Source organism: Mycobacterium sp. ITM-2016-00318 (assembly GCF_002968285.2).
In the GTDB taxonomy this organism is placed as follows: domain Bacteria; phylum Actinomycetota; class Actinomycetes; order Mycobacteriales; family Mycobacteriaceae; genus Mycobacterium.
The window spans coordinates 1,511,442-1,531,978 of sequence record NZ_CP134400.1; the positions used below are offsets into that span (position 1 = coordinate 1,511,442).

Here is a 20,537-nt window from a genome sequence, read left to right on the forward strand (position 1 = left end):
CGGTGCCCTCGTCTCTTCGCGCGAGCGCTCATCGGTCGACGCCCCCCATAACCGGGTCGATGGAGGCGACAGCCGAGATCGCGTCGGCCACCATGCCGCCTTCGCAGGTGGCCGCCACCGCCTGCAGGTTGGTGAACGACGGGTCGCGGTAGTGCACGCGGTACGGCCGTGTGCCGCCGTCGGACACCATGTGAACGCCGAGTTCGCCGCGCGGAGACTCGACGGCTACGTACACCTGTCCCGGTGGGACGCGGATACCCTCGGTGACGAGCTTGAAGTGATGGATCAGCCCCTCCATCGAGTGGCCCATGATCTTGGCGATGTGCTCGGGCGAGTTACCCAGGCCGTCGGGCCCCAGCTTCAGGTCCGCAGGCCAGGCCAGCTTCTTGTCGTCGATCATCACCCGGCCGGGTGTCTTCTCCAGACGTTCTACGCACTGCTCGATGATCTTCAGCGACTCGTACAGCTCCTTCACCCTGATCAGGTACCGGCCGTAGGCATCGCAGCCGTCGTCGGTGATGACCTCGAAGTCGTAGGTTTCGTAACCGCAATAGGGTTGGGATCTGCGCAGGTCGTGGGGGAGCCCGGTGGCGCGCAGGACCGGGCCGGTGATGCCGAGTGCCATGCAGCCCGTCAGGTCCAGATACCCGATGCCCTGGGTGCGGGCCTTCCAGATGTAGTTCTCGCTGAGCAGGTCGGAGAGGTCCTTGAGCCGCTTGGGCATCAGCTTGAGCATGTCGCGGATCTGCGGCAGCGCCTCGTCGGGCAGGTCGGCGGCCAGCCCCCCTGGCCGGACATAGGAGTTGTTCATTCGCAGGCCGGTGATCGTCTCGAAGATCGACAGAATCTGCTCGCGCTCGCGGAAGCCGTAGAACATCGCGCCCATGGAGCCCAGCTCCATGCCGCCGGTGGCCAGCGCGACAAGGTGGCTGGAGATGCGGTTCATCTCCATCATCAACACCCGAATGATGTTGGCGCGCTCCGGGATGTCATCGGTGACACCGAGCAGCTTCTCCACCCCGAGGCAGTACACCGTCTCGTTGAAAAGGGGTGAGAGGTAGTCCATCCGGGTGACGAACGTGACACCCTGGGTCCAGGTGCGGTACTCGAGGTTCTTCTCGATACCGGTGTGCAGGTAGCCGATTCCGCAGCGGGCCGAGACGATGGTCTCCCCTTCGATCTCGAGAATCAGCCGCAGCACGCCGTGCGTCGACGGGTGCTGCGGGCCCATGTTGACCACGATGCGTTCGCCGGCGTCGGCCTGGGCGGCAGCGGTGACGACCTGGTCCCAGTCCTCACCGCCGACCATGACCACCGTGTCGGTCCCCCCGCCGTCGGGCGGGTTGCTCGGTGCGCTCATCAGCTGTATGCCCTCCGCTCGTCGGGCGGGGGTATCTCGGCGCCGTGGTACTCAACGGGGATGCCGCCCAACGGATAGTCCTTGCGCTGCGGGTGCCCCACCCAGTCGTCGGGCATCTCGATGCGCGTCAGCGAGGGATGGCCGTCGAAGATGATCCCGAAGAAGTCGTAGGTCTCGCGTTCGTGCCAGTCGGTGGTCGGGTAGACGCGGAACAGCGACGGGATGTGCGGATCGGCATCGGGCGCAGTCGTCTCCACCTGGATCCGCCTGTTGTGGGTGATCGACATCAGCGGATACACGGCGTGCAGTTCGCGCCCCGTGTCCTGTGGGTAGTGCACGCCGCTGACACCGAGGCACAGCTCGAACCGCAGCCCGGCGTCGTCGCGCAGCGCGGCCATGACCGCGGGCAGGTGCTCGCGGCGCACCTCGAGGGTCAGCTGGTCGCGGTACACTTCCACCCGCTCGATGGCCGCGGTGAAGGGTTCGTCGCCGAGCACCGACGCCAAGGTGTCGACGACCTCGTCGAAGTACCCGCCGTACGGGCGCGGCGAGCTGCCTGGCATCGCCACTTCGCGGACCAGCCGCCCGTATCCGGAGGTGTCGCCGGACCCCGTGGGGCCGAACATCCCCCGGCGTACGCCGACGACTTCCTTCTCGGTCTCGCCGTTGCCCTGGGGAAAGCTCTCTGGCGCATCCGACGGCGTGGTCACCGCAGCAGCCCCTTGAGCTCGATCGTCGGCGTGACCGCCAGGGCCGCCTTCTCGGCTTCGCGGACCGCTTCCTCACGGTTGACGCCGAGTGGCATCTCCTGGATCTTGTCGTGCAGTTTCAGGATCGCGTGCAGCAGCATCTCCGGCCGCGGCGGGCATCCGGGCAGGTAGATGTCCACCGGAACGACGTGGTCAACGCCTTGGACGATGGCGTAGTTGTTGAACATTCCGCCCGAGGACGCGCAGACGCCCATTGCCAGCACCCACTTGGGCTCGGCCATCTGGTCGTAGACCTGCCGCAGGACCGGGGCCATCTTCTGGCTGACCCGGCCCGCCACGATCATCAGGTCGGCCTGCCTCGGGGTCGCCGAGAACCGCTCCATGCCGAAACGCGAGATGTCGAAGCGCGGACCGGCTGTCGCCATCATCTCGATGGCACAGCAGGCCAGGCCGAATGTGGCTGGCCACAGGGACCCCTTGCGGACGTAGCCCGCGAGCTTCTCGACTGTCGACAGCAGGATGCCGCTCGGCAGCTTTTCCTCTAGTCCCAATTCAGGCCTCCCCTGCGCCAGACGTAGGCGTACGCCACGAACACGGTCGCCATGAACAACAGCATCTCGACCAGCGCGAATATCCCCAGGCTGTCGAAGGCGACGGCCCACGGGTACAGGAACACGATCTCGATGTCGAAGACGATGAACAGCATCGCGGTGACGTAGTACTTCATCGGGAACCGCTGGCCTGCGGCCGCAGGGTTGGCCAGGTCCGGCATGGGCTCGATACCGCACTCGTATGCCTCGAGCTTGGCCCGGTTGTACCGCCGCGGCCCGCCAAGGAGGGCAGCGATGACCGAGAACACGGCAAACCCGGCTGCGACAGCGCCGAGCACCAGGATGGGCAGATACAGGTTCATGCAGGTGTGACCGCTCCCTCGTGGGCTTCCGATGTGAGCTGACCCACAGCCTAGCGATGTTCCAAATGGGCGTCACACCAAGGGGTTAGTATCGGTTTCGGTTGCCAGCCGGTGGCTTTGCCATGTCGCGAAAAGCCAACCGCCGTAGGGAATTAACTTGAACGGCTACTGGACAGGCGCGCGCAGAAGCGAGACAACGGCCTCGCCCAAACGGATGGGGTCGATCGGGTGCGGAACGGCCGCCTCGGCGCGCGACCAGTTCGCCAGCCAGGCGTCGTCGCGGCGGCCGGTGAGGACCAGCAGCGGCGGGCAGTCGTCGAGTTCGTCCTTGAGCTGCTTGGCTATTCCCATGCCGCCTGTCGGGGTGGCCTCGCCGTCGAGAATCACCAGATCGAAGCCGCCCTCGTCCATCTGCGCGATCACCATCGGCCCGGTGGCCACCTCGAGATAGGTCAGCTCGGGCAGGTCAGGATGCACGCGCTTGCCCAGAGCCAGCTGGACCTGTTCGCGAGTCCGGGGGTTGTCGCTGTAGACCAGGACTCGCAGCGGCCGAGATGATTCGGGCATGGGCCAGATGCTAGACGAACCCGCTACGTAGCAGTTCGGCGGAACACCAGGTCGCTTGAGAGCGTTGCCTGGTCGCCGATCATCCCGATCAGGTTGCCGTTGACACCGAAATCCTGCCGATTGACCGTTCCATGACCGGTCAGACGCATCCCGCCGTCGCCGGTCGGCGTCACCGTGGTCGTCAACTCGACGGGTTTTGTCGTGCCCTTGACGGTGAGGTCCGCGCGCAGCCTGAGTGTGTCGCCCTCGACGGCCTCGACTCCGGTGACCACCACGTTGATGTCCGGAAAACGCTCGGCGTCAAAGAAATCCGCGGAATGCAAGTGCTTGTCACGCTTGCGGATGCCGGTGCGCATCGAGGCGGCCTTGATGTCGACGTGGCCGGAAACCGTTTGTGGAGCGGCGAGGAGACCCTCGCCGCTGAACTCGCCGAACCGCCCCTTGACGGGAACGAGGCCCCACATCGACTTGGCCTTGACCGTGATAGTCGATTGATCGGCGTCCAGCGTCCACGTGCCCGCCGAGGCGGGGTCGCTGAAAAACTCGCTGAGGCTTGCCATGACGTCCTCCCTATCATTTGCGCCGGCGGAGCAGTGGCTCCAGTTCCGCCGGGTCGAAGTATTCGTCGATCTTGGTGATCAGGCCGTTCATGCCCACCTTGATGACGATGCAGACCCGCAAAGAGATCGATCCGCCGCCCTTGCCTGCGGCATGCAGCACATGCTGTTGCACGAATCCGCCGTCGAAGAACTGCCGGTCGAGGATCTCATACCGGCGTGAACTGGTGCTGTCCATGAACCAGGCGATCACCCGCATGGCGCGATTCTTGGCCTGCTCCTCGGGTTCTGCGGACTTCCACACCAGCACGTCGGCATCCCACAGCGCCTCGACGGTGGCTGCGTCGCCTTTCTCGATCGCTGTGAACAGCCTGTCGGCCACATCTTCGACGGTTGACCTCAAGTTCGGTTGAGGTAGAACACTGTCATTCATGGACCAAACTCCCGCTCTCTCGCGCTTTGACGAGTTTTACCGAACGACGACTCCGCCGTGGGTGATCGGCGAACCGCAACCTGCGATCGTCGAGCTTGAACGCGCCGGGCTGATCCGGGGCGCCGTGCTCGACGTCGGCTGTGGCACCGGCGAACACACGATCCTGCTCACGAGGCTGGGCTACGACGTGCTCGGCATCGACTTCGCGCCCGAGGCCATCGAGCAGGCCCGCCGCAACGCGGAGACGAAGGGTGTCGGGGCGCGATTCGAGGTCGCCGACGCCCTGAACCTCCGCGACCAGCCGGGCTACGACACCATCGTCGACAGTGCGCTGTTCCACATCTTCGACGACGGCGACCGCCCCCGCTACGTCGCCAGCCTGCACAACGCCTGCAGACCCGGCGGTCTTGTGCACGTTCTCGCGCTGTCGGACGCGGGTCGCGGATTCGGTCCGCAGGTCAGCGGCGAGACGATCCGCGATGCCTTCGGCGACGGATGGGAACTGGAGGCGCTGGAGCCCACGACCTATCGCGGTGTCGTCACCGAGGTGCACGCAGAGCAGATCGGGCTGCCGGTCGGCACCCGTGTCGACGAGCCCGCGTGGTTGGCCAGGGCTCAGCGGGTCTAGTCGCACCCCCACAGAACTCATGCGATCTCGTCATAGCCGGGATGTGCGACGGCCAACCGATGCCTGACGACGGCACGCAGACACGGCAGCACCTCGCCCGCCCTGCCGTCGAGCTCGCCGGCCCGAATGGCGGCGGCCAGCGCAGCCTCGTCGGCATACCCCAGCAGGTCGGGTGCGGCCCGGTCATCAGTCAGCTCCCGTTCGACGGTGCGCAGCACGTTCGCCGCGACACGGGCATGGAACGACACCTGCCCAGCGTCGGCGAGCCGACCATCGGGCTGGAGCGCTTCGCGGACGTCGTTCTCCAGGAAGTCGGCGACGGCGGCGACCAGTTCGGCGGCGGTCGGGCGTCCGTACAGCGAACTCATTTCGCGGTCCCCTCGAGCAGATCCAGCACATCCCACTCGGTTTCGCTGACGCGGCGGCCGATCGCGGCCAACTCGACCGACGGGGTCTGCCCCGACAGGTGGCGGTCGGCCTGAAACCGGCAGATGACGCCCCAGCGCAGCGTCGCGACCGTCAGGTGCCAGCGGAACGCGTCGCGATCGACTTCGATACCCGCGGCCTCTTCGTAGGCGGCCAGGAAGCTTTCGACGCTGCCGAGGCCGCCTGCGCCGAGTGCCTCTGGCGCGCCGAACCGCCAGGCCCGGATGCAGAACCACGCCAAGTCCTCGTAGACCTCGCCGATGTGGACCAGCTCCCAGTCCAGCACGGCGGCGAGCCCGTCTCGGTCGACGATCAGGTTGCCCATCCGGAAGTCGCCGTGCACCAGCCGTGGCGGTGTCTGCGAAGGCCGGTTGGCGGCAAGCCACCGGAACGCCCATTCGAATGTCGCTGTGGTGTCGCCCATTTGGTCGAGCCGGTCGCGCCATTCGGTCAGCTGTTCGGACTGCTGCAGGCCCATCCCATCCGGGTCGGCGCGGTGGATTGCCGCGAGCGCCTGCGCGCACTGCCGCAGCAGTCGTTCCCGTCCCGCGTCGTCGAGCGAGCGGTGGATGCGCCGGACGATCGTCTCGCCCGCGATCGCGTTGCAGATCAGGTACGGGTTGCCCAGCGCCGCAGGCGAATCGTCGGCGGTCACGATGTGCGGAACGGGCGCGCCCACCGCCGCCGCACGCTGTTGGACACTCGCCTCGAGCTCCATCCCGGCGTGCACGTCGTCGGGCGGTCCGGTGCGAAGGATGAGGGCCTGCCGTTGTGCGCCGACGGCGTCGAAGGCCCACGTGGTGCGGCTCGCCCCACCGGTCAGGGCGGTGAGGTTCTCGATGCGCACCTCGCCGAGCACCGGCGCGAGCACTTCCGCCAGCCGCTGTTTCACTTGCGTCCGAAGCCGAACAGCCGCTGCGCCACCCGCCGGATCTGGATCTCCTCTGCTCCCTCGGTGATCCGATAACGGCGGTGATGACGGTAGATGTGCTCGAACGGCTCGTGGCGGCTGTAGCCGACACCGCCGAGCACCTGCATCGCCCGGTCGGCGGCATCGCACACCAGTCGATTGGCTCGGTAATTGGCCATCGACACCTTGTCCGACACCTCCATGTGGTGGTTGCGATCGAGCTCCGAGGCCGCATACCGCACCAGTAACCGCACCATCTGCGCTTCGGTCTGCAACTCCACCAGGGGCCACTGCACGGCCTGGTTCACGGCTAGCGGCTTGCCGAACACCATGCGCTGCCCGGCGTACTCGACGGCCCGGTCGATGCAGTGCTGCGCGGCGCCGAGGCTGCTGGCTGCCTGCCGAATCCGGTTCTCGTGCAGAAAGGTCTGCCCGACCTCGAGGCCGCGGTCGACCTCTCCGAGGATGGCGTCGCCGGGCACCCGGACGTCGGAGAGCTCGACCTCACCGTGGTCGGTGGGCATGTTGAACGTCCACCAGTAATAGGGCACCGAGAATCCCGGCGCATCGGTCGGCACGAGAAACGCGGTGATGCCGCGGGCCTGCCCAGCCTCTCCCGATGTGCGGGCGAACACCAGGTCGTGGGTGGCGCGGTGCACGCCGGTGTTGAAACGCTTGGCGCCGTTGATGACCCACTCATCCCCGTCCTGCACGGCCGTGGTCTCCAGCCAGGTGGCATCCGAGCCGTGGTTGGGTTCGGTCAGCCCGAACGCCATCGACCGTTCTCCGGTGATCAGCGCGTCGGTCCACTCCTTCTTCTGCGCCTCGGTGCCGAACCGGTCCATCATGATGACCTGAGGGAAGTTGCCGACGATCGACGACTCGTCCTGCAGATCGTTGTGCAGCCCGAGACCTTTGTGGGCAAGATGCTCCCGGATCACCGCCATGTCGATGTTGCTGCCGTCGCGGCCGCCGAACTGCGAGGGCAGCCCGTAGCGCAACCACCCGGCGGCGTCGGCGCGTCTGCGCATCTCGCCGAGCAGGTCCTCCCATTCCCGTCGAGGGATTCCGCCGTTGTCCCAGTCGGTGCGGGCGTTCTCGCGGCGATGGTCGAAGTACTGGATGTTCTCGCGTTCCAGCGGTTTGATCTCGGCCTCGATGAACGCATCCATCTCGGCCAGCAGGCCGGGAAGGTGCTCGGGGAGAGCAAAGTCCACGGTGATCCCTTCTTCTTGGTGATGTCGCCTAGAACCCGTACAGCGTCTTCTTCCAGATCGTCGACAGCGTCGCGATGGCGTCTTCGTCGTTGATCTGGACCCCGAGGCTCGAGCGGCCGACGAAGACGGTGGTGAAGTTCTCGAACAGCAGCGCGATCGCCGCAGCCGTGTGTTCAGGGTTCAGCTCGGTGCCGTGCCCGTGTTCCTGCGCCCGCCGGACGGACGCCGCGACGATGTCCATGCCGAAGCGCCGGAACTCGTTCTGCACATCGGCGAATCGCTTCTGGGTCGCAGCGAGCTGGGCGACGGCGATCATGATCCCGATGTTCTGCTTGAACATGTTCCAGTAACCCGTGACGACCGAGCGGAAGAACTCGCTGTCGTTGGGAGACTCGGGCAGCTGCAGACTCAACCCGGACGGCGTCACGATGTCGCGGAGGAAGGACTCGGCCAGCGCGGCGAGCAGGTCCTCCTTATCGGTGTAGTAGCGGTAGAAAACCGCGGGCGACTTGCCGGCTGCCGAGGTGATGTCGGCCAGCGTGGTGCCGTGGAAGCCGCGCTCGGCGAACAGCTTTCTCGCGGCCTGCTCGATGGCGAGCCGGGTCTGGCGGCCCTTGGGAGTGAGCGTCCCCGAGGTCATGGACGGCATGTCGGGCTAATTCCGCAGCCGGTCGCCGGCACGCAGCAGTGCCCCGGGCAGTTCGTGCCCGACCGCGGTCTGGGCGACCTCGGCGGCCGCGATGGCGGCCTCCAGGTCGACGGCGACGTGAATTCCGCTGTCGCGCAACAGGTAAACCAGGTCCTCCGTCGCGATGTTGCCGCTTGCTCCCGGCGCGAACGGGCAGCCACCGAGACCACCGACGGACGCGTCGAGTCGGGTGATGCCTGCGCACACGGCGGCGTATGCGCTTGCCAGGCCGGCGCCACGGGTGTTGTGGAAGTGGGCGCCAAGCGGAATGTCGCCGATCAGCGGCCGAACCTCGGCGACCAGATCGGTGACCCGCTTCGGTGTGGTGGTGCCGATGGTGTCGGCGATCGCGAGTCGGTCCGCGCCGGTGTCGCGGGCCGCCGTCACGATGTCCAGCACGCGTTGCGGCGGTGTCGGGCCGTCGAACGGGCAGTCCCACGCGGTGGCGATGATGACCTCGACCGTGGCGCCGCTGTCGTGGGCGATCGCGACGATGTCGGGGATCTGCGCGGCGGCGTCGGCGGTGGACTTGCCGACGTTGGCGCGGCTGTGGCCGTCGGCGGCCGACACCACGTACTCGATGGAACCCAGCCCAGCCGCGATCGCGCGCTTGGCGCCGTTGGGACTGGCGACAAGCGCGGAGAACTCGACGCCTGCGGCTTCCCTGAAGTCGGCGAGCTCCGCGGCCAGCTCGGCGGCATCGGCGAGCGCGGGCACCTTGCTGGGGGAGACGAATGCGGTCGCCTCGACCTCCTTGACGCCGGTGGCGACGATCGCCTCGAGCATCTTCAGCTTGTCCGACAACGGGATCGGATCCTCGATCTGCAGGCCGTCGCGCAGCGCGACCTCGCGGATGTCGACGTGTTGTGGCAGCGCGCTCATATGACTCCCGCTTCCCTCAGCGCGGTCAACTCGGCGTCGGTCCTGCCGAGCAGCTCGCGGTATATCTCGTGGTTGTGCTGGCCCGGCCGGGCCGAACCGGCGTTGCGGATGGTGCCGGGGGACTCCGAAAGCACCGGTACAACACCGGGGCCTTTGACGTTGCGCTCGATGCGCTCGTCCCAGTGGTCGGCGATCATTCCGCGGGCCTGCAGCTGGGGATCCGCTACGACTTCGGCGACGGTGTTGATCGGCCCGCTGATCACCCCGGCCTCCGACAGCGTGGAGATGATGTCGTCCGCGCTTCGTTGCGCCGCCCAGTCGCCGATGATCTTGTCCAGCTCGTCCTGATTCCTGCCGCGCGCAACGTGGTTGGCGAACCGGTCGTCGGCGGCGAGCTCGGGCCGGTCCATCGCCGCGCACAGCCGTCGGAACACCGTGTCCTGGTTCGCCGCGATCACCACCCAGATGCCGTCGGCGCTGCGGTAGATGTTCGACGGCGCGATGCCCTCGAGCCGGGTGCCCGACGGACCGCGGATCACACCTCCGACGTCGTAGTCGGGGATCGTCGACTCCTGCACGGCCAGACAGGATTCCGTCAGCGCGGCGTCGACGACCTGGCCCTCACCGGTGACGGTGCGGCGGTACAGCGCGGCCATCGCGCCCTGGGCGGCGAACATCCCCGCGAGGCTGTCGCCCAGCGACAGTGCGAGCCGAGGCGGCGGTCCGCCGGGGAAGCCGTTCATGTGCCGAAGCCCGCTGGCGGCTTCGGCCACCGACGCGTAACCGGCCTTGTGCGCCTCGGGCCCCGTCTGGCCGTATCCGGAGACGCGCACCAGGATGATGCCCTTGTTGCGCGCGGCGAGCGCGTCGTAACCCAGCCCCCACTTCTCCAGAGTGCCGGGCCGGAAGTTCTCCACGATGATGTCGCTGCGCTCGACGAGCGCGAGGAAGAGGTCGCGGCCCTCGGGCTGGCGAAGATTGAGCGTGACGGCCTTCTTGTTGCGGGCGTGCACCGTCCAGAAGAAGTGGTGCCCGTCGAGCTCGGCCTGCCCCCACGTCCGTAGCGGATCGGGCGCGCCCGGCGGCTCGACCTTGACGACCTCGGCGCCCATGTCGCCGAGCAGCCTGCCGGCGAACGGGCCCGAGATCAACGTGCCGACCTCGATGACGCGGACCCCGTCCAGCGGACCGGTGCTCACTGCGACAACCCGTGCCGGTGAAGCCAATCGGTGCAGATGGCGACGGCCTTCGCTCGGGGCTCGCGCTGGTTCGGTCCCGAGTAATAGTGGTTGGCGCCGGGGATCTCGTGCATCTCCTTGTCAGGATGCCCGATCGCGTCGTAGAGCCGACGCGTGTGGCTGGGCGTGCAGGCGTCGTCGGCCAGGTTGCCGATCACCAGGGTGGGCACCGCGATGTCGGGACCGCACGCGACGGCGTCGCCGTTGGCGTCGTCGTAGCTCCACTGCGAGAGCCAACTGCGCAGCGTGCAGAACCGGGCGAGTCCGACGGGGCTGTTGTTCACCAGCTGGGGCTCGCCCAGGTAGGTCATCCGCGGCGCCCGCTCGTTCGGGTCGACGGCGGGGTCCAGCCACCGGGGGTCGGCCATGGTGCCGTGGACGACGAAGCCGAACTCGTCATCGGGACGGCCGGCGGCCTCGAGTTCGGCGAGTTTGTCCTTGACCCACTTGGTGATTCGGCGGTTGCGCGCGAGCTGTGCTGCCCGATAGCGCTCGAGGAACTCCTCGGTGTACGGCGGCTGGTTCGGGTTGTCGGGGTTGTACAGGTCCAGCTCGGGATCGCGGTTGGACGGGTCGGATTCGTCGAGGATCGATGCGTCGAGCCACTCGGTGAGTGTGCCGTGGCGGCTGACGTGCGCGGCAAGCAGCATGATGCCGTCGGCCGGGATCAACCCCAGCTTGGTCAGGTCGGGTCCGTCGCCCGACGGGCTTGCCGTGATGGTCGGGTTCTGCGCCTGCTGCTGATAGAACACCGACAGCGATCCGCCGCCGCTCCAGCCCGCCAGCACGACCTTCGAGTAGCCCAACCGGTTCTTGGCGTCCTTGATGCATTCGCCGAGATCTTCGACGACCTTCTCCATCAGCAGTGCCACGTCGGTTCCGCGAAAACGGCTGTTGCAGTAGATGACGTGATGGTCGCCTCGGGCCAGTGCGGTGATCATCGGAAGGTAGGCGCCGCCGCCGATGGGGTGCATGAACACCAGCACCGTGTCCGACGGCTTGTTCTTGGGCCTAAGCAGGTAGCTCTCCATCACGACGAGTTCGGCCACGCCGCCGTAGGTGTCGCGCACCCCCGAGTTATTCTCAAAGGCAACAAGATACGGAATGCGGTCGTACTCGCTCATCAGTGCTGCCCCAGGTCGTTGGCGAGCACTTCGTCGGACGGAATGAGCCTGCGACGGGTGTCGATGGCGATCACCGACCAGTCCACCCTGTCGTACTCGTCGAACTTGCGGCGGGCTCGTTCCCGCGCCTTCTCCGGCGCGCCGTGGTGAACACCCTGTGGTGCGTGCGAAATCAGGCCGGGCGGCATCGGGATGCCGTAGAGCGAGCCCGCATGGAAGAACGCGATCTCGTCGTAGTCGACGTTGCGGTGATACCACGGTGTGCGCTCGGTGCCCGGCACACCTTCGGCGGGTTTGGGCAGGAAGTTCATCACGTAGACGCCGGTGGCTTGCATGAACAGGTGCACGGTCGGCGGCAGGTGCACGCTGTCCGACGTCACCACGTTGTAGTCGGCGATGTTGAACGTGAACGCGAAGTTGTCGCCGCGCCAGCCCTCAACGTCGAGCGGATGGTGTTGGTAGAAGAGAGAGGTCGTGCCTGCCCCATCGATCGGGGAGTGGACGAGCCGCACTTCGTACTCTCCGTCCTTGTGCGGCCCATCGCCGGTGTCGATGGGCGCCGGGTCGGGGATCACAGCCTGCGACGGGTCGAACGGGAAGTGCCTTCCGAGCGTGCCGGGCGGCGGCACGCGCAGTTCGTCGGTGGTCTGGATCAGCAGGACCGTGGATTCGTCGTCGGGTACGTGGCGGAAGGTGCACGCCTTCGGGATGTAGACCCAGTCGCCTTCGCGGTAGCGCAGCGGGCCGAACTCGGTCTCGATCAGGCCGGCGCCTTTGTGCACGAACCACAGCAGGTCCCCGTCGACGTAGCGCACGAAGAACGGCATCGGCGCAGCACGGCGTGACAGCTTCACCTGGCAGTCGGCGTTGGAGAACACCAGCATCGGCCCGCCCGCGGCGTCGGTGGCATCGCTCGGCTTGAGTTCGCCTGCCAGCACGTCGAGGGGACGCAGCGGACCTGCGCTGCGGTAGGCGGTCGGGTCGTTGCGGCGGTACATGTTGGCGGTTCGGCCAGTGAACCCGCCGCGGCCCAGCTCGTCGTCCTTGAGGCCGTCCAGGTCGGCGTGCAGCCGTCGCGGGGTCGTGCCCTTTCGCAGGTGAATGAACGATTCCACGGGTTCGCTCCAGTGCGCGTCGACGTCAGGTGCGGGAAAAGTAAATCTGACGTTACTTTTGTAGGGAGTCGACGTCAACGCCGGAATCTCGCTAGTCGGTCAGTTCGACGCGGATCGTGAGCAGGTTCGTGCCGAAGGTGCGCACGCCGAAGCTGTTGAACTGCGGCAGTGAGCGCAACCGCTCGTGCGGATCGTCGTCGGGCACCAGGTGGGCGATGCCGGTATACCACGTGCCCCGCAGACGGACCCTGACGTTGGGGTTGGCCTTGATGTTCTTCACATACTGCGACTTCTCGCCGAACTCCGAGACGAACCAGAACTCGTTGCCGACCTTGCTGCCGTCGAGTGGGGTCTGGCGCGGCTGCCCGGATTTGCGCCCGGTCGTCTCGAGCAATGTCTGTATGGGCAGTCGTCGCATCAGGGGATTGGCAACGCGCCGCTGGAACAGCGTGGTGACGCGGTCGCGATATCGGTCAGCCATGGTGGCCACCTTTCAGACCATCGAGGTACGGGGGACATCGATTCCCAGTATCAGCGCGCCCGCAAGCTCGCGGCTTGTGTCGTAGTCGAACACAACATGACCGGAAAGCACGTCGACGTCGCGCTTGATGCGCTGGAGCGGGTTGTCGAGGAAGTGGGCGCTGGCCCCCGATGCAGCGAGCAGGCGGCCGATGATCTCCCGCGACTCGTACACGATGTGTGCCGCGGCAAGCCGCGCCTCGCTGCGCACCGGCCGTGGCACGGGATCGCCTGTTGCAACAAGAGTTTCGAGCTGGCCGACGGTGTCGTCGAGCAAGCCGCGCAACGCCCGCAGCCGTACCCGCGCCTCGCTGAGGTGGGCCTGCGCGATGGGCTTGTCCTTCTGTGTGACGCCCTCGTAGGCCAGCACGCGTTGGGAAAGCCGCTCGGCGTAGATGTCGGCGGCTCGCTCGGCACTGCCGAACGCGGGCATCGCCGCCAACAACGCCAGCGCGGGCACCATCGGCCAGCGGTAGGTGTCGGAGTCGTGCAGCGCCGCACCGGGCGCGGTGCCCTTGTAGATGTCGGTGACGCGCACCAAACGGTGAGTGGGGACGAACGCTTCGGTGATGACGACGTCGTTGGAGCCGGTGGCACACATCCCGTCGGTGTGCCAGACGTCCTCGATGGCGGCATCGTCGATCGGCAACAGCGCCAGCGCCGGATAGATCCCGTCGTCATGGCCGCACAGCGCGCCGACGATGACCCAGTTGCCGTGCATCACCCCGGTCGCCCACGACCAGCGCCCTGACAGCCTGATGCCTCCGTCGGCCGGCTTGCCGCGGCCGGTGGGCGCAAGGGGTGCGGGCGCCAGGAACGGGCGCGTCGCGAACGCCTCCTGCTGAGCCTCCTCGCCGAACAGCGCCATCATCCAGTTGTGCAGCGTGTAGAAGCCGAGCGTCCAGGCGCTCGAGGCGCATCCGTGGGCCATCCGCCGCACCGGGTCGAGGATCGCCTGCCAAGGTGCCTGTACGCCGCCGTAGCGGGCGGGCACGAGCAGTTCGTGCAGCCCGGACGCGACGTAGTCCTCGACTGTTGCGCTGGGCAGCCGCCGCAGCTCCTCGGCCTCTTGTGCGCGCTCCGCCAGGCTTGCGACGAAGTTCTGGCTGATTTCCGGCGACGTGGCCGGCGCCGCGGTCATGACCGGACCGTACCATACTTTTTAGTATGGAACGGTTCAGCGGGACAGCATGAGGTCGAGGAACCGCTCCCGCCGGGCCAGTCCCGTCGCGTTGGGCGTTCGCCCGGAGAGATGGAGGAAGCCGATGCCTGCGGCGAAGGTGGCGTTGGCGCGCAGGTCGGCGTCCTCGGCGTCGAAGCCGTGGTCGACGAACGCCTGTCTGACGGCGTCGAGGACACGCTGATCGGCGGCGCGCACGCTCGCGGCGACTGCCTCGTCGGTTCTGGCCCACTCGCGCATCGCCCGTTCCAGCGTCCAGTGCCTGGCGCTCACCAACGACGACATCATTTGCGACAGCCGTTCGCGAGGCGCTATGCCGGACATGTCGCCGAAATGGCTGCGGTCGTCATCGCGCAACTCACTCCACGCTGCGATGAGAGTCGCTCGGTAACTTGCGATATCGGTGAAATGCCAGTAGAAGCTGCCTTTGGTGACCTCTAGGCGGTGGCAAAGGCGATCGATCTTCAGTGCCGTGATGCCCTCTTGTGCGAGGATCTCGAAACCGGCAGCAAGCCAGTCTTCAACAGTTAACCGGCTGGTGGCAGCCCCCGCGCGATCGATGGCCATCGACCCTCACGATACGTCGGGCGGCTCGGCGCCGGATGCCGCGTACACGACCGGAATTGACTGTGGCGTCACGACAAATTTCGCTTACGAATGAGCCACAGAGCGGCGGCCCGGGTTTTCCCTGTGCAATTCACATGTTTTACTCAACAGCGCACAACTGAAATTACTCGGTCTGCGTTCGGGTGGCTGCGGTCATGCGGAGGCGGGCGCGATGGCGCAGTGAAGAAGATGCTGCGGGACCGGAGCGGAGTTAGCTCGCGGGACTTAGGCGTATGACGCGACAACCGAAAGATGGATGGACTGCAGTTATGACGTTCGTTGACAAAATCCGAACCCGCTGGGGGCGCAGGATCACCGTTGCCGCACTTGCGGCGCTCCTGCTGCCGGGGATCATCGGCTTCGCGGGTGGATCGGCGACCGCGGGGGCGTTCTCCCGTCCTGGGCTGCCCGTTGAGTACCTGATGGTGCCGTCCGCGTCGATGGGCCGTGACATCAAGATCCAGTTCCAGAAGGGCACCGGATCCCACGCGGTCTACCTGCTCGACGGTCTTCGCGCGCGCGAAGACTTCAACGGCTGGGATCTGGAAACCCAGGCGTTCGAGTGGTATTTCGAGAGTCCGCTGTCAATCGTCATGCCGGTCGGCGGCCAGTCCAGCTTCTACACCGACTGGTATCAACCCGCCTGCGGCAGCAACGGCTGCCAGACCTACAAGTGGGAGACATTCCTGACCGCCGAGCTACCGCAGTGGCTTTCGGCTGAGAAGGGCGTCTCCACGACCGGTAACGGCGCGGTCGGCCTTTCCATGTCCGGTAACTCGGCGATGATCCTGTCGGTCTACCATCCCGAGCAGTTCATCTACGCGGGTTCGTTGTCGGCGTTCCTTAACCCCTCCGAGGGCACGTGGCCGTTCCTGATCAACCTGGCGATGGGTGACGCGGGCGGCTACGACAGCGGTCCGATGTGGGGTCCGGCGGAGACCGATCCGGCCTGGAAGCGCAACGACCCGATGGTCCAGATCCCCGCGCTGGTGGCGAACAACACGCGTCTGTGGGTCTACTGCGGTAACGGCACGCCCAACGAGCTCGGTGGCGCCGACCTGCCCGCGACCTTTCTCGAGGGCCTGACCCTTCGAACCAACGAGACCTTCCGCGACAACTACATCGCCGCGGGCGGCAAGAACGCCGTGTTCAACTTCCCGCCGAACGGCACCCACAGCTGGGGCTACTGGGGCGCGCAGTTGCAGCAGATGAGGCCCGACCTGGAGCAGTACCTCGGGTGATCAACGCCTGATCGTCGGACTGTGACCAACCCCCGTCGAGGGTCTCCTCGGCGGGGGTTGGTTTTGCGCCATGGAGATACACGTGCCGAGATGGCCTGCGACGCAGGGAACCCCGTTCATCGTCGGCACCGGGCCACCGGAGATGACGGTCGGCACGCCGTCGCCATAGGGCGCGTAAACGGAGTTGTCGCCGGCGGGTTCGGCGGTCGCCATCGGTGCGACGGGGATCGCAGCGATGCACACGGCGACGAGCACCACCCGCCGCATCAGAAGCCCCCGGACACCTTCACCACCGCACGACCGGAGTAACGACCTTCGCGGATCTGGTCGAGCACATCGACGACGTCCTTCACGTCCACATCGTTCGTGATATCTGAAAGATGCTGTGGCGCATGAGTGCTCCCAAGTTTCTGCCACAGGGCACGACACGGTTCGATCGGCATCTGCACCGAATCCATACCCAACAGGGACACGCCGCGCAGAATGAACGGCATCACGGTGGTGCTGAGCCCGGGACCTCCGGTGAGGCCGCTGGCCGCGACGCGGATCGTCACGTCGCCGGGCGGGAGGTCCGACTCGTCTAGGGTTTCGACAGCACAGTCGATGCGATCGTCGTTCTTGCGGGCGACCAGAGCGGCGAAAGGGTCCATGCCCCGACATTACGTCGCGGCCGGATCGGCTACTTCAGTTCGGCTGACGACAGGCCCAGCAGCCTGCGCGCCACGACCAGCTGCTGAATCTGCTGGGTACCCTCGAAGATGTCGAGGATCTTGGAGTCACGTGCCCATTTCTCGAGCAGTGTCTCTTCGGAATACCCTGTGGTTCCTGCCATTTCGACAGCCTTGAGGGTGATGTCGGTGGCAACCCGGGCGGCCTTGGCCTTGCCCATCGACGCTTCCTTGGAGTTGGGGATGTCATTGTCGGCCTGCCATGCGGACCGGACCATCAGCAGATACCCGGCCTCCCAGTCGGCTTCCATGCGCAGGAACTCCGCGGCCGCGGCGCTCTGGGCGTGTGCCGGCCTGTCGTAGGAGATCTCCACGCCCGCGTCGGTGAGGATCTTGCGCAGGTCTTCGAGCGCGGCACGCGCGATGCCGACCGCCATCGCGGCGACGACGGGCCGCGTGTTGTCGAACGTCTCCATGACGCCCGCGAAGCCCTTCTCCACGTGGATCTCGGGGCTGCCGAGCAGGTTCTCCTTGGGGATCCGAACGTTGTCGAAGCGGATCGCCGCGGTGTCGGAGGCTTTGATGCCGAGCTTGTCCTCGAGGCGCTCGACGGTGACACCGGGATACTCGCGCGGCACGATGAACGACTTGATCGCCGCGCGGCCCAACGACTTGTCGAGCGTCGCCCACACCACGATGTGCGTCGCCCGAGAACCACCGGTGACGTAGATCTTCTCGCCGTTGATGACGTACTCGTCGCCGTCTAGCTTGGCTGTGGTCGAGACCGCGGCGGAGTCGGAGCCGAAGCCCGGCTCGGTGATGGCCATTGCGGCCCACACGTCTTTGCCGAGTCGCTCCAGTTGTTCGTTGGTGGCGACACCGCTGATCGCGGCGTTACCGAGGCCCTGGCGCGGCACCGACAGCATCAATGCCACGTCGCCCCAACTGATCTCCATCACGTTGAGGACCGCGGACATGTTGCCGCCGTTGTGGTTGGTCTCCTTGGCGTCCTCCGCGTCGCGGAAGGCTTCGGCGCCCGCGAACGCGACGAAGTTCGCCTCCGAGATGCCTTCGAACAAAGTGGCCAGGGTGTCCAGCTCGACAGGATATTCGTGTTCCCGCAGATCCCACTTGCGCGAGATCGGCCGCAGCATCTCGGCTGCGCCCTGATGAGCCTTCTCGATCACCGCGTTCAGCTTGCGGGGAAGCTCCAGATTGATTGCCATGACTGTGGTTTCCGTTCGAAGAGGAAGGACGATCAGAAGTAGGACGACTCGGTCAGAGAACTACGATGCCCTCGGCGACACCGATTGCGCGCAGGTCGCGATACCAGCGTTCGACAGGATGCTCCTTGGTGTAGCCGTGGCCGCCGAGCAGCTGCACGCCGTCCAGGCCGATCTGCATGCCCTTGTCTGTGCCAAGCTTCTTGGCCAGCGCGGCCTCACGGGCGAAGGACAGGCCTTGGTCGGCGCGAGAGGCGCCACGCCAGGTGATCAGCCGAAGGCCGTCGAGTTCGATCGCGATGTTGGCGCACATGAAGGCGACCGACTGCCGGTGTGCGATCGGTTCGCCGAAGGCTTCGCGCTCCTTGACGTAGGGAACGACGTAGTCGAGGACCGCATGGGCGGTGCCGACGGCCAGCGAGGCCCAGCCGAGTCGCGACAGCGCAACGGTGTCGGAGTAGTCCGCGTCGGTGGCCTGGTCCTCGCCGAGGCGCGCCGACAGCGGGACGGTGACGTTGTCGAGCTCGACCCGGCCGAGTGCCGCGGCGCGGATGCCCATGCTCGGATCGGCCGTAACGGTGACGCCCTTGGTCGACGACTCGACAATGAAGAGCGCGGGCTTACCGTTCAACTGCGCGGCCACAATGAGCAATTCGGCTTCTTTCGCGGCGACCACCAACGACTTCTCGCCGTCGAGGCGATACCCGCTCGGGGTCCGGACTGCGGTGGTCTTCAGCGCGGTCGGATCGAACAGCGGACGTGGCTCGGCGATCGCCAGGCACGCTTGCGGAACGTTGTCGCCTGCGAACTCCTTGAGGTAGGTGGCCTGCTGATCGGCGCTGCCCCAGTGGGTGAGCGCCGAAGCGACACCGGCGGGCGCGAGGATCGGCAGCGCCAATCCCATGTCTCCGTAGGCAAGTGCCTCGGCGACCAGGGCGTTGGTCACTGCAGCGCGGTGTTCGGCGATCCCGTCGAAGTCCTCGGGAATGTTGATCGCAGCGATCCCGAGCTCGTTGGCCTTCGCCACGAGATCGGCTGCGTACGTTGCGTTTTCGTCAGACTGGCGCGCGACGGGTCGCAGCACCTCTTCGGCGAACTCGTTGACCGTTTCAACGATCATCTTCTGGTCGTCGTCCGGGGTGAGATCGAAATAGTCGGCGCCGCTGGCCTTCAGTCGGGTGGGCCCGCTCTTGGCGCCGGATACCTTCTTGAATTGGCGGCCGGTCGCTCCGGCGACGGAGAAGACCTGCTTGACGCCGTACTTGAGTCCGCGGTTCAGCGGGTCGCGGAGGTTGTAGCGGTCCAGGAACTCCTGTCCGACGATCGGCGTGATCAACGCCAGGCCGATGTCGGTCGCGGTTCTCTTGTGCTTGTGCGCTCCGACGGCGCTCTCCCGCCCATTGCTCTTCGGAGGACGCGCAGCCTTGCGGTCGATGGTGTTGGTCATTTGTGCAGCCTCGCTCAGTAGGGCCAGTGCCGATGACCCTATCTTACTCCGGAGTAAGATAGAAAACGAATGTTACGCGCTTCACACCCCATTGAGCCTGGCCAACACCGTTTCATGGAGCAATCCGTTCGTCGCCACCGAACTGCCGCCGTGCGGACCCGGCTGGCCGTGAAGGTCGGTGAAGGTGCCACCTGCCTCGCGCACGAGGATGTCGAGGGGCGCGACATCCCACGGCCTGATCTCGGGCTCGACCGCGATATCGACGGCGCCCTCGGCCACCAGGCAGTAGGACCAGAAGTCGCCGTAGGCGCGCACCCGCCAGACCTCGTCGGTGAGGTCGATGAAGCGCGATCGCCCGTCGTCCCATCCGGTGGTGAGGTCGGAGAACGACAGGCTCGCCGACGCGAGGTCGTCGACCCCCGAGACGGAGATGCGCCGCGCCGCACCGCCGAACGACGTGAAGGCGCCTTCGCCTTCGCCTGCCCACCAACGGCGTGCGAGCGCCGGGGCGCTGACGACGCCGACGACGGGGGAGCCGTCGACGAGTAGGGCGATCAGCGTGCACCACACCGGGACGCCACGGACGAAGTTCTTCGTGCCGTCGATCGGATCGAGCACCCACTGCCTGCCGGTGAAAGTCGGTGTGCCACCGAATTCTTCGCCGAAAATGGAATCGTCAGGGCGGTTGGCCGTCAGCGACGCGCGCAACAGCTCTTCAGCCGATCTGTCGGCGTCGGTCACCGGCGTCAGATCCGGTTTGGTCTCGATACGCAGGTCGAGTGCGCCGAATCGGTCCAACGTCAGTGCATCGGCGGCGTCGGCGAGCTCGAGAGCGAGCGCGAGGTCATTTGCGACCGAGGTCATGCCAGCAGTCCTACCATGGCC

The 20,537-nt window shown here is 66.3% G+C and carries 24 protein-coding genes and 1 pseudogene; 2 read left to right on the forward strand and 23 right to left on the reverse strand.

The annotated features are described in order from the left end of the window. Positions 1-28 precede the first annotated feature (28 nt). From nuoD to C6A82_RS07400, 7 genes are all read right to left on the reverse strand, one after another. Positions 29-1,360, reverse strand: coding sequence for an NADH dehydrogenase (quinone) subunit D (nuoD, locus tag C6A82_RS07370; RefSeq protein ID WP_105348034.1), 1,332 nt, complete (start codon positions 1,358-1,360; stop codon positions 29-31). Beyond that, positions 1,360-2,070 carry an NADH-quinone oxidoreductase subunit C gene (locus C6A82_RS07375; protein ID WP_105348032.1) on the reverse strand — a complete coding sequence of 237 codons (711 nt, stop codon included), beginning with the start codon at positions 2,068-2,070 and terminating at the stop codon, positions 1,360-1,362. Before C6A82_RS07375 ends, nuoD begins: the two co-directional genes overlap by 1 nt. After that, positions 2,067-2,621: an NADH-quinone oxidoreductase subunit B family protein gene (locus tag C6A82_RS07380; protein ID WP_105348030.1), complete on the reverse strand. Its 555-nt coding sequence runs from the start codon at positions 2,619-2,621 to the stop codon at positions 2,067-2,069. Before C6A82_RS07380 ends, C6A82_RS07375 begins: the two co-directional genes overlap by 4 nt. Continuing rightward, complete coding sequence (locus C6A82_RS07385) at positions 2,612-2,983, reverse strand: NADH-quinone oxidoreductase subunit A (protein ID WP_105348029.1); 372 nt, start codon at positions 2,981-2,983, stop codon at positions 2,612-2,614. The genes C6A82_RS07380 and C6A82_RS07385 overlap by 10 nt, the downstream gene beginning before the upstream one ends. A gap of 165 nt (positions 2,984-3,148) precedes the next feature. Beyond that, positions 3,149-3,550: a response regulator transcription factor gene (locus tag C6A82_RS07390; protein WP_105348027.1), complete on the reverse strand. Its 402-nt coding sequence runs from the start codon at positions 3,548-3,550 to the stop codon at positions 3,149-3,151. Between the two features lie 23 nt (positions 3,551-3,573). Continuing rightward, positions 3,574-4,110, reverse strand: a complete 537-nt coding sequence (locus tag C6A82_RS07395) for a YceI family protein (protein ID WP_105348025.1) — start codon at positions 4,108-4,110, stop codon at positions 3,574-3,576. Between the two features lie 13 nt (positions 4,111-4,123). Next, on the reverse strand, positions 4,124-4,540 hold the full coding sequence (locus C6A82_RS07400) for a nuclear transport factor 2 family protein (protein ID WP_105348024.1): 417 nt from the start codon (positions 4,538-4,540) through the stop codon (positions 4,124-4,126). Here C6A82_RS07400 and C6A82_RS07405 point away from each other — a divergent pair. Beyond that, entirely contained in the window at positions 4,539-5,168 is a 630-nt protein-coding gene (locus C6A82_RS07405; RefSeq protein WP_105348022.1) for a class I SAM-dependent methyltransferase, read from the forward strand. The genes C6A82_RS07400 and C6A82_RS07405 overlap by 2 nt on opposite strands. 17 nt (positions 5,169-5,185) lie before the next feature. Here C6A82_RS07405 and C6A82_RS07410 read toward each other — a convergent pair whose 3' ends face one another. The 11 genes from C6A82_RS07410 to C6A82_RS07460 form a co-directional block, all read right to left on the reverse strand. Next, on the reverse strand, positions 5,186-5,536 hold the full coding sequence (locus tag C6A82_RS07410; protein ID WP_105348020.1) for a DUF6285 domain-containing protein: 351 nt from the start codon (positions 5,534-5,536) through the stop codon (positions 5,186-5,188). Beyond that, complete coding sequence (locus C6A82_RS07415; protein WP_105348018.1) at positions 5,533-6,486, reverse strand: phosphotransferase family protein; 954 nt, start codon at positions 6,484-6,486, stop codon at positions 5,533-5,535. Before C6A82_RS07415 ends, C6A82_RS07410 begins: the two co-directional genes overlap by 4 nt. Beyond that, entirely contained in the window at positions 6,483-7,721 is a 1,239-nt protein-coding gene (locus C6A82_RS07420; RefSeq protein WP_105348016.1) for an acyl-CoA dehydrogenase family protein, read from the reverse strand. Before C6A82_RS07420 ends, C6A82_RS07415 begins: the two co-directional genes overlap by 4 nt. A 28-nt stretch (positions 7,722-7,749) precedes the next feature. Continuing rightward, the gene (locus C6A82_RS07425; protein ID WP_105348053.1) at positions 7,750-8,361 is read right to left on the reverse strand and encodes a TetR/AcrR family transcriptional regulator; all 612 of its coding nucleotides are present in this window, start codon (positions 8,359-8,361) and stop codon (positions 7,750-7,752) included. Positions 8,362-8,376: 15 nt separating this feature from the next. Next, complete coding sequence (locus C6A82_RS07430; protein ID WP_105348015.1) at positions 8,377-9,291, reverse strand: hydroxymethylglutaryl-CoA lyase; 915 nt, start codon at positions 9,289-9,291, stop codon at positions 8,377-8,379. Then, positions 9,288-10,490 (reverse strand): CaiB/BaiF CoA-transferase family protein, encoded by a 1,203-nt coding sequence (locus C6A82_RS07435; RefSeq protein ID WP_105348013.1) that lies wholly within the window; start codon positions 10,488-10,490, stop codon positions 9,288-9,290. The genes C6A82_RS07430 and C6A82_RS07435 overlap by 4 nt, the downstream gene beginning before the upstream one ends. Continuing rightward, the gene (locus tag C6A82_RS07440) at positions 10,487-11,653 is read right to left on the reverse strand and encodes an alpha/beta fold hydrolase (RefSeq protein WP_105348012.1); all 1,167 of its coding nucleotides are present in this window, start codon (positions 11,651-11,653) and stop codon (positions 10,487-10,489) included. The genes C6A82_RS07435 and C6A82_RS07440 overlap by 4 nt, the downstream gene beginning before the upstream one ends. After that, a complete protein-coding gene (locus C6A82_RS07445; RefSeq protein ID WP_105348010.1) occupies positions 11,653-12,768 on the reverse strand; it encodes a homogentisate 1,2-dioxygenase in 1,116 nt (371 codons plus the stop codon). The genes C6A82_RS07440 and C6A82_RS07445 overlap by 1 nt, the downstream gene beginning before the upstream one ends. Positions 12,769-12,859: 91 nt before the next feature. After that, the gene (locus C6A82_RS07450; protein ID WP_105348051.1) at positions 12,860-13,249 is read right to left on the reverse strand and encodes a nitroreductase/quinone reductase family protein; all 390 of its coding nucleotides are present in this window, start codon (positions 13,247-13,249) and stop codon (positions 12,860-12,862) included. Positions 13,250-13,261: 12 nt separating this feature from the next. Then, entirely contained in the window at positions 13,262-14,428 is a 1,167-nt protein-coding gene (locus C6A82_RS07455; protein ID WP_105348008.1) for an acyl-CoA dehydrogenase family protein, read from the reverse strand. Between the two features lie 36 nt (positions 14,429-14,464). After that, entirely contained in the window at positions 14,465-15,034 is a 570-nt protein-coding gene (locus C6A82_RS07460) for a TetR/AcrR family transcriptional regulator (protein WP_199193917.1), read from the reverse strand. A 308-nt stretch (positions 15,035-15,342) separates the two neighbouring features. On the opposite strand from C6A82_RS07460, the gene C6A82_RS07465 reads away from it, so the two are divergent. Next, positions 15,343-16,314 carry an esterase family protein gene (locus C6A82_RS07465; protein WP_105348007.1) on the forward strand — a complete coding sequence of 324 codons (972 nt, stop codon included), beginning with the start codon at positions 15,343-15,345 and terminating at the stop codon, positions 16,312-16,314. Here the strand turns inward: C6A82_RS07465 and C6A82_RS07470 are convergent, their stop codons facing one another. The 5 genes and pseudogenes from C6A82_RS07470 to hisN form a co-directional block, all read right to left on the reverse strand. Next, on the reverse strand, positions 16,315-16,581 hold the full coding sequence (locus tag C6A82_RS07470) for a hypothetical protein (RefSeq protein ID WP_105348005.1): 267 nt from the start codon (positions 16,579-16,581) through the stop codon (positions 16,315-16,317). Beyond that, a pseudogene (locus C6A82_RS07475) lies at positions 16,581-16,856 on the reverse strand (oxidoreductase); the annotation flags it as partial. The pseudogene C6A82_RS07475 and the gene C6A82_RS07470, both read right to left, overlap by 1 nt. A 137-nt stretch (positions 16,857-16,993) precedes the next feature. Beyond that, a complete protein-coding gene (locus C6A82_RS07480; RefSeq protein WP_105348003.1) occupies positions 16,994-18,208 on the reverse strand; it encodes an acyl-CoA dehydrogenase family protein in 1,215 nt (404 codons plus the stop codon). A 52-nt stretch (positions 18,209-18,260) separates the two neighbouring features. Then, the gene (locus tag C6A82_RS07485) at positions 18,261-19,652 is read right to left on the reverse strand and encodes an acyl-CoA dehydrogenase family protein (protein ID WP_105348002.1); all 1,392 of its coding nucleotides are present in this window, start codon (positions 19,650-19,652) and stop codon (positions 18,261-18,263) included. An 81-nt stretch (positions 19,653-19,733) separates the two neighbouring features. After that, positions 19,734-20,516: a histidinol-phosphatase gene (hisN, locus tag C6A82_RS07490; protein WP_105348000.1), complete on the reverse strand. Its 783-nt coding sequence runs from the start codon at positions 20,514-20,516 to the stop codon at positions 19,734-19,736. Positions 20,517-20,537: the final 21 nt, after the last annotated feature.

Coding starts and splice junctions, on each gene's coding strand:
- nuoD (WP_105348034.1), bottom strand. CDS start 1,360: ATGAGCGCACCGAGCAACCCGCCCGACGGCGGGGGGACCGACACGGTG.
- C6A82_RS07385 (WP_105348029.1), bottom strand. CDS start 2,983: ATGAACCTGTATCTGCCCATCCTGGTGCTCGGCGCTGTCGCAGCCGGG.
- C6A82_RS07390 (WP_105348027.1), bottom strand. CDS start 3,550: ATGCCCGAATCATCTCGGCCGCTGCGAGTCCTGGTCTACAGCGACAAC.
- C6A82_RS07395 (WP_105348025.1), bottom strand. CDS start 4,110: ATGGCAAGCCTCAGCGAGTTTTTCAGCGACCCCGCCTCGGCGGGCACG.
- C6A82_RS07405 (WP_105348022.1), top strand. CDS start 4,539: ATGGACCAAACTCCCGCTCTCTCGCGCTTTGACGAGTTTTACCGAACG.
- C6A82_RS07400 (WP_105348024.1), bottom strand. CDS start 4,540: ATGAATGACAGTGTTCTACCTCAACCGAACTTGAGGTCAACCGTCGAA.
- C6A82_RS07410 (WP_105348020.1), bottom strand. CDS start 5,536: ATGAGTTCGCTGTACGGACGCCCGACCGCCGCCGAACTGGTCGCCGCC.
- C6A82_RS07425 (WP_105348053.1), bottom strand. CDS start 8,361: ATGACCTCGGGGACGCTCACTCCCAAGGGCCGCCAGACCCGGCTCGCC.
- C6A82_RS07430 (WP_105348015.1), bottom strand. CDS start 9,291: ATGAGCGCGCTGCCACAACACGTCGACATCCGCGAGGTCGCGCTGCGC.
- C6A82_RS07440 (WP_105348012.1), bottom strand. CDS start 11,653: ATGAGCGAGTACGACCGCATTCCGTATCTTGTTGCCTTTGAGAATAAC.
- C6A82_RS07450 (WP_105348051.1), bottom strand. CDS start 13,249: ATGGCTGACCGATATCGCGACCGCGTCACCACGCTGTTCCAGCGGCGC.
- C6A82_RS07455 (WP_105348008.1), bottom strand. CDS start 14,428: ATGACCGCGGCGCCGGCCACGTCGCCGGAAATCAGCCAGAACTTCGTC.
- C6A82_RS07460 (WP_199193917.1), bottom strand. CDS start 15,034: ATGGCCATCGATCGCGCGGGGGCTGCCACCAGCCGGTTAACTGTTGAA.
- C6A82_RS07465 (WP_105348007.1), top strand. CDS start 15,343: ATGACGTTCGTTGACAAAATCCGAACCCGCTGGGGGCGCAGGATCACC.
- C6A82_RS07470 (WP_105348005.1), bottom strand. CDS start 16,581: ATGCGGCGGGTGGTGCTCGTCGCCGTGTGCATCGCTGCGATCCCCGTC.
- C6A82_RS07480 (WP_105348003.1), bottom strand. CDS start 18,208: ATGGCAATCAATCTGGAGCTTCCCCGCAAGCTGAACGCGGTGATCGAG.
- C6A82_RS07485 (WP_105348002.1), bottom strand. CDS start 19,652: ATGACCAACACCATCGACCGCAAGGCTGCGCGTCCTCCGAAGAGCAAT.
- hisN (WP_105348000.1), bottom strand. CDS start 20,516: ATGACCTCGGTCGCAAATGACCTCGCGCTCGCTCTCGAGCTCGCCGAC.